This is a genomic window from Streptomyces recifensis, from assembly GCF_002154615.1.
Lineage (GTDB): Bacteria > Actinomycetota > Actinomycetes > Streptomycetales > Streptomycetaceae > Streptomyces > Streptomyces griseoluteus.
In genome coordinates, this window is sequence record NZ_MUNH01000259.1 from 1 (window position 1) to 6,501 (window position 6,501).

Below are 6,501 nucleotides of genomic sequence, written 5' to 3' on the forward strand. Positions count from 1 at the left end.
AAACGAAAGACCCTAGGCGGACCCGCTGGGGCCCTGGCTCAGCGGTGCCGTACGCGCCCAGGGACGCAGTCGCTCCAGGTCCTCCGCCACCGCCAGCAGGTCCGCCTCCGTGCCCGGGCGGCCCACCAGCTGGACCGCGGCCGGGGCGCCGGTCGGCAGGGCTCCGAAGGGGACCGACATCGCGGGCCAGCCGGTCAGGTTCCAGACCGGGGTGAAAGGTGAAGTGGCCGTGTTCACCGCCACGTTGGCGAGCCAGCTCCGCTGGTGCCAGGGCGCGGCGGCGGGCGAGCGGCGGGCCAGGGCCGGGGTGAGCAGTACGTCGTACTCGGTGAGGAACGGCAGCAGGCGGGCGCGGAGCCGGTCACGGGCGTCGCCGGTGCGGACCGAGCGGACGAAGCGCCGGCCGATGGCCGCGTGCGTACGGGTGCGCGGGGCGAGCCGGGCCGGGTCCAGCTCGGCCGAGTCCACCGCCGTACCGGCCGTCCAGTGCCGCAGGGCGGTCAGGCCGAGGTCGAGGGGGTAGGGCGGCTCGGCCCGCCGTACGGTGTGCCCGGCGCCGTTGAGCAGGCCCGCCGCCTCGCGGACCGCCGTGCGGAACGGCTCGCTCACCGTGACCCCGGCCAGCGGGCTGCGCACGGCGGCCGCGATGCGGCGGGGCGCGCGCTCCTCGGGCGCCGGGAACGCGGTCTCCGCGAGGACGGCGAGCATCAGGCGCAGGTCCTCGACGGTGGTGGCCAGCGGGCCGTTCTCCGACATGCCGAACCAGTCGCCGTGGCCGATGTCCGCCGGGACCACGCCATGGCCCGGCTTCAGCGTCACCAGGCCGCAGGCGGCCGCCGGGATGCGCAGCGAGCCCATGCCGTCGTTGCCGAGCGCCAGCGGGACCAGGCCCGCCGCGACCGCCGCCGCGCTGCCCCCGGAGGAACCGCCCGCCGTGCGGGTGAGGTCCCACGGGCTGCGGGCCGTGCCGTACACGCCCTCGGTGGTGCCGAACACGCACAGCTCGGGCACGTTGGTCAGACCGACCACCACGGCGCCCGCCGCGCGCAGCCGGGCCACGGTCACATGGTCCTCGGCGGCCGGGCCGTCCGGGGTCGCGGCGGAGCCGTTGCGGGTGGACTCCCCGCGTACGCCGAGGTTGTCCTTCACGGCCACCGGCACGCCCGCCAGGGGGAGTTCGGCCAGGTCCGGGCGGGCGCCGACCTCGTCCGCCTCCGCCAGGGCCGCTTCCGCGCGGACGGTGCGGAACGCGCCGACCCGCCCGTCCAGCTCCGCGATCCGCGCGAGATGCTCCGCCACCACCTCCCGGGGGGTGACCCGCTTCTCGCGGACGGCGGCGGCGATCTCGGCGGCCGTACGGCCGACCCACGTACTCACGTGCACTCCTCGGGGACTCCGGGCGCGCGGACGGCGCGCACGGCAGCACTGTGCCCGCTCCCGCGCCCGGCGTCGAGAGGGGGGACGGTTCACCGGCCACCGCTGAGCCGGGTCGGCCGCAGGAAATCCCGTACGTAGGTCCGCTCCCAGCAGGCGCCCGTCTCGCGCAGCTCCCGCCAGGTGGTGAAGCGGTAGCGGAAGAGGCGGGCCCGGATGAAGCGGGGCGGGGCGCCGGGCGGGAAGGGGGAGCTGCGCAGCAGGCGCAGGGTGTCGCGGTCGTCCTCCAGCAGCTTCTCCACCAGCTTGCCGAACCAGTCGCCGGCGTACGCGGGCGACAGCGCGGCGAACCACATCAGCCAGTCCAGCCGCAGATGGTAGGGCGCGAACTGGCGCGGCCAGCGGCGGGGATCACCAGGTTTGCCGCGGAACTCGTACGCACGCCAGTCGCCGTCCTCGCTGGGGCGCTCGTCGTCGGTGCCCTCGATCACCACCTCGTAGCGGTGCCGGCTGACGCTGCCGAACGCGCCGTAGGTGTTGACCAGACGCAGCGGGTCGAAGGAGCGGTTCATCACCTGGCGCCGGGAGACCATGTTCAGCACCGGGCGGGAGCTGAGCGCCAGCAGGACCACGCCGAGGGCGAGCACCAGCACCTCGTACCAGAGCGGCGCGGCGGGCACGGCGGGCGCTTCGGCGGGGAGCCGGAGCGCGGACAGGGCCAGCACGATGGTGATCCAGTTCAGCCAGGCGAAGTTCCCGGAGAGCACCAGCCAGAGCTGGGTCACGATCATCAGCGCGGCGGCCGCCGAGGCGATCGGCTGCGGGGTGAACAGCAGCACCGGGACGACGAGTTGGGTGACGTGGTTGGCGGCCACCTCCACCCGGTGCAGGGGTTTGGGCAAGTGGTGGAAGAACCAGCTCAGGGGGCCCGGCATCGGCTGGGTCTCGTGGTGGTAGTCCAGACAGGTCAGCTTGCGCCAGCAGGCGTCCCCACGCAGCTTGATCAGCCCCGCGCCGAACTCCACCCGGAACAGCACCCAGCGCAGCAGGAACAGCACCACCACGGGCGGCGCGACCTCGTCGTTGCCGAGGAACGCCGCCAGGAAGCCGACCTCCAGCAGCAGGGTCTCCCAGCCGAACGCGTACCAGGTCTGCCCCACGTTCACGATCGACAGGTACAGCGCCCAGGGCACCAGCCACAGCACAATCCCGGCCCATAGCGGCAGCAGCGAGTCCGCCCCCGCCAGCAGCGCCGCCGACACCGCGCACCCCGCCCAGGCGCACCCGGCGAAGAAGCGGTCCGAGTAGTAGGCGTGGAACAGGCTGGGCGACTCCTTGAAGGGCACCCGCGCCAGATAGCGCGGTACGGGCAGCAGTCCGCGCTCGCCCAGCAGCGGCCGGAACTGGCGTACCGCCACCAGGAACGCCACCAGATAGAGCGCGGCGAGCCCGCGCTGGAGCACCAGCCGGCTCAGCCAGTAGTCGGGGGCGGTGAACCACTCCATCGCGCTCGCACTCCTGCCTCCGCGGCGGCCGCCCGGCCGGGGCCGCTCCCCGCCCGTCGCGTCCGCCCGGTCTTCCGGGTACCGCGCCGCCGGCCCGCATAACCCGTACGCGCCGGGCGGGCACACCCTGCCACGCCCCACTCGAAGATTCGGACATTTGCTGGCAAGGTGGCCCCATGGCTGATCGGGGTGCGAGTGCCCTGTCACTCCCGGAGAACCGGCCCGCCGACCCGGACACGATCCTGGCGCTCAACCACATGGGCAGCTTCGACTGGGACCTGGACGCGGGCCTGTTCCACATGGACGCGGGGGCTCACGAGATCTTCGACCTGCTCCCCGAGGAGTACGACGGCCGAGCCACCTCCCTGGCCGCCCGGGTCCCCCCGCCGGACGCGGCCCGGCTGGACGCGGCGGTCGCCCGAGCCATCAAGGACGGCAGCGAGACCTACGGCGCCTACTTCCGCATCCGACGCCGCGACGGCGCGATCCGCTGGGCGCACAGCCAGGGCGCCATCCGCCGCGACGGCTCCGGCCGCCCGCACCGGGTCGTCGGCCTCGTCCGCGACGCCACCCGGGAACTCGCGGACAGCCCCGCCCGGGCCCCGCGCACCGCGCAGGAGGAGGCGTTCCGCCAGCAGGCCGGCATCGTGGAGGCCGTCTCCGCCGCGCTCGCCCACGCCCGCAGCGTCCAGGACGTCATCGACGCCCTCAAGGACACCCACGGCATACGCCACCTCGGCGCGGCCAGCGTCGTCATCGGCCTGGTGGAGGCCGGGCGCATCCGGCTGGTCGCGGAGGGCCCCACGGAGAGCTTCGTGCCCGGCACCCGCATCACCCGGATCGACGAGCCCTACCCGATGAGCGAGGTCGTGCGCACCCTCGTCCCCCGGTTCATCGAGTCGCCGGAGGAGTTCGCCGAGGAGTACCCGATCCTCTGGCCGCACATCACCGAGCTGCGCATCACCTCCGCCGCCTACCTCCCGCTGATCGCCCAGGGCCGCCCGCTCGGCGCGATGGGCCTGCTCTACAACGACCGGCGCGGCTTCTCCGCCGAGGAACGCGCGGTACTGGTCGCCCTCGGCAGCAGCATCGCCCAGAGCCTCCAGCGCGCCATGCTCTACGAGCAGGAGAAGGACCTCGCCCAGAGCCTCCAGCAGGCCATGCTGCCCCGCACCATCCCCAGCGTCCGGGGCGCCGACGTGGCCGTGCGCTACCGCTCCGGCGCCCTCGGCCGGGACATCGGCGGCGACTGGTACGACCTGATCCCGTTGCCCGGCGGCCGGGTCGGCGCCGTCATCGGGGACGTCCAGGGCCACGACACCCACGCCGCCGCCGTCATGGGCCAGCTCCGGATCGTGCTGCGCGCCTACGCCGCCGAGGGGCACACGCCGGCCACCGTCATGGCCCGCGCCTCCGTCTTCCTCGACGAACTGGACACCGACCGCTTCGCCACCTGCCTCTACGCCCAGGCCGACCTCTCCACCGGCGTCGTCCAGGTCGTCCGCGCCGGCCACCTCGACCCCCTGCTCCGGGACGCCGACGGCACCACCCGGCGCCTGGACCTGGAGGGCGGGCTCCCGCTCGGACTCTCCGCCGAGTTCGGCCGGCTGGAGTACCCCGTCGCCACCCTGGAGCTGGACCCGGGCCACACCCTGCTGCTGTGCACCGACGGCCTGGTCGAACAGCCCGGCGCCGACCTGGACGACGGCATGCGGGACCTCGCGGAACTCTTCGCCGAGGGCCCGGACGACGTACGCGAACTCGCCGGGCGCCTGATCGCGATGGCCGAGGAACGCGGCGGCGAGGACGACGTCGCCCTGCTCCTGCTGCGCCGCCGGGAGCCCGAGGAACCCGGAGCGCGCGGCCGGCTCCGCCAGCACGTCGCCCCCGGCGACCCCGACGCCCTCACCCGCGCCCGGCACCTCATCGGCGCCGAGGTGCGGGCCTGGGGCGCGGGGGAGCGGGCCGACGAGATCGAACTCGTCGCCGACGAACTGATCACCAACGCGCTGATGCACACCGAGGGGTCCGCGACCGTCACCCTGCGCCTGACGACCGGCGGCGAGCGTCGGCTGCGCGTCGAGGTGGAGGACTCCTCCAGCGCGCTGCCCCGCCGCCGCGAACCGCAGGACGACGGGGTATCGGGGCGCGGGCTGCTCCTGGTCGACATGCTGGCCGACGCCTGGGGCGTGGAGGCGCGCGGTGGCGGCAAGGCCGTGTGGTGCGAGTTCCGGACGCACCCGGACGGCTGACCGCCGCCTGTCACCGCGGCCCACCGGTGGCACCCTGGACACATGCCGGAACTGCCCGAGGTAGAAGCGCTGAAGGACTTCCTCACCGAGCACCTGGCCGGACGCCGGGTGACCCGTGTGCAGCCGCTCGCCATCAGCGTGCTGAAGACCTACGACCCGCCGGTCACCGCCCTGGAGGGCACGGAGATCACGGCCGTGCGCCGGTACGGCAAGTTCCTGGACCTGCAGAGCGACGGCGGCCTGCATCTCGTCACCCACCTGGCCCGCGCGGGCTGGCTGCACTGGCGCGACCGCGTGCCGGACACCCCGCCGCGCCCCGGCAAGGGACCGCTGGCGCTCAGGGTGGCGCTGGAGGACGGGGACGGCTTCGACCTGACCGAGGCCGGCACGCAGAAGCGGCTCGCGGTGTACCTGGTGCGCGACCCCGCCGAGGTGCCGGGGATCGCCCGGCTGGGACCCGACCCGCTCGCCGACGACTTCGACGAGGAGCGTTTCGCGGGGCTGCTGAGGAGCGAGCGGCGCCGGCTCAAGGGCGCGCTGCGGGACCAGTCGCTGATCGCGGGGATCGGCAACGCCTACAGCGACGAGATCCTGCACGCGGCGAAGATGTCCCCGTACAAGCTCGCCGCCTCCCTCACCCCCGAGGAGACCACCCGCCTCCACACCGCCCTGCGCACGACCCTCACCGAGGCGGTCGAGCGCTCGCGGGGGATCGCGGCCGGGCGGCTGAAGGCGGAGAAGAAGAGCGGGCTGCGCGTCCACGGCCGTACCGGCGAGCCCTGCCCGGTGTGCGGGGACACCATTCGCGAGGTCTCCTTCAGCGACTCCTCGCTCCAGTACTGCCCCACCTGCCAGACCGGCGGCAAACCGCTGGCCGACCGCAGGCTGTCCCGCCTGCTGAAGTGACCCGCGCCGGTCAGTGCGCGGGCAGCGTCACCAGCCGCTCGCCCTTGTCCGTGCGCACCTCGTAGTGGTCGATGTCGTCCGGGTCGAGCGAGGAGCCGGCCGTGGTCGCGGTGGTGCCCTCGTCGTGCGCGCCGACCGTCCAGCCGCCCGCCACCTGCTCCGAGCCGTCCCGCCCGACCACGATCAGCCGGCAGGAGTGCGGACCGGCACTGTCCCGCACCTCCAGCCGCAGACCGGTGCCCCAGCGCTCGCCCTCGGTGGTGACCCGCGCCCACACCCCGGTACCCGGATCGGTCGCCGCCGTGACGCGGGACGCGGGCTCCCCGTGCCCGGCGAAGGCCATCACCGCGGGCCCGGCCACCGCCAGCACCACCGAGGCGGCGAGCCCGTAGAGGACTCTGCGGCGCCGGGTGCGGTGGCGTACGGTGATCTCGCCGAGCAGCCGGTCCAGCAGCCGGGGGCCG

The 6,501-nt window shown here is 74.5% G+C and carries 5 protein-coding genes; 2 read left to right on the forward strand and 3 right to left on the reverse strand.

Annotation, left to right across the window (positions count from 1 at the left end; genetic code table 11):
* Positions 1-12 precede the first annotated feature (12 nt).
* Together CCN33_RS15590 and CCN33_RS15595 are read right to left on the reverse strand one after the other, a co-directional pair.
* On the reverse strand, positions 13-1,377 hold the full coding sequence (locus CCN33_RS15590) for an amidase (RefSeq protein WP_086694217.1): 1,365 nt from the start codon (positions 1,375-1,377) through the stop codon (positions 13-15).
* Positions 1,378-1,466: 89 nt separating this feature from the next.
* Complete coding sequence (locus CCN33_RS15595) at positions 1,467-2,879, reverse strand: lipase maturation factor family protein (protein WP_086694218.1); 1,413 nt, start codon at positions 2,877-2,879, stop codon at positions 1,467-1,469.
* A gap of 176 nt (positions 2,880-3,055) precedes the next feature.
* Between CCN33_RS15595 and CCN33_RS15600 the strand changes: the two genes are divergently transcribed.
* Positions 3,056-5,131, forward strand: a complete 2,076-nt coding sequence (locus CCN33_RS15600) for a SpoIIE family protein phosphatase (protein ID WP_086694219.1) — start codon at positions 3,056-3,058, stop codon at positions 5,129-5,131.
* A gap of 42 nt (positions 5,132-5,173) precedes the next feature.
* A complete protein-coding gene (locus tag CCN33_RS15605; RefSeq protein WP_086694220.1) occupies positions 5,174-6,037 on the forward strand; it encodes an Fpg/Nei family DNA glycosylase in 864 nt (287 codons plus the stop codon).
* 10 nt (positions 6,038-6,047) lie between these two features.
* Here CCN33_RS15605 and CCN33_RS15610 read toward each other — a convergent pair.
* On the reverse strand, positions 6,048-6,501 hold a 454-nt coding region (locus tag CCN33_RS15610; RefSeq protein ID WP_086694221.1), incomplete at its 5' end, for a hypothetical protein.

Excerpts from the sequence above, each read along its gene's own strand:
- CCN33_RS15595 (WP_086694218.1), bottom strand. The coding sequence starts at position 2,879 with ATGGAGTGGTTCACCGCCCCCGACTACTGGCTGAGCCGGCTGGTGCTC.
- CCN33_RS15600 (WP_086694219.1), top strand. The coding sequence starts at position 3,056 with ATGGCTGATCGGGGTGCGAGTGCCCTGTCACTCCCGGAGAACCGGCCC.
- CCN33_RS15605 (WP_086694220.1), top strand. The coding sequence starts at position 5,174 with ATGCCGGAACTGCCCGAGGTAGAAGCGCTGAAGGACTTCCTCACCGAG.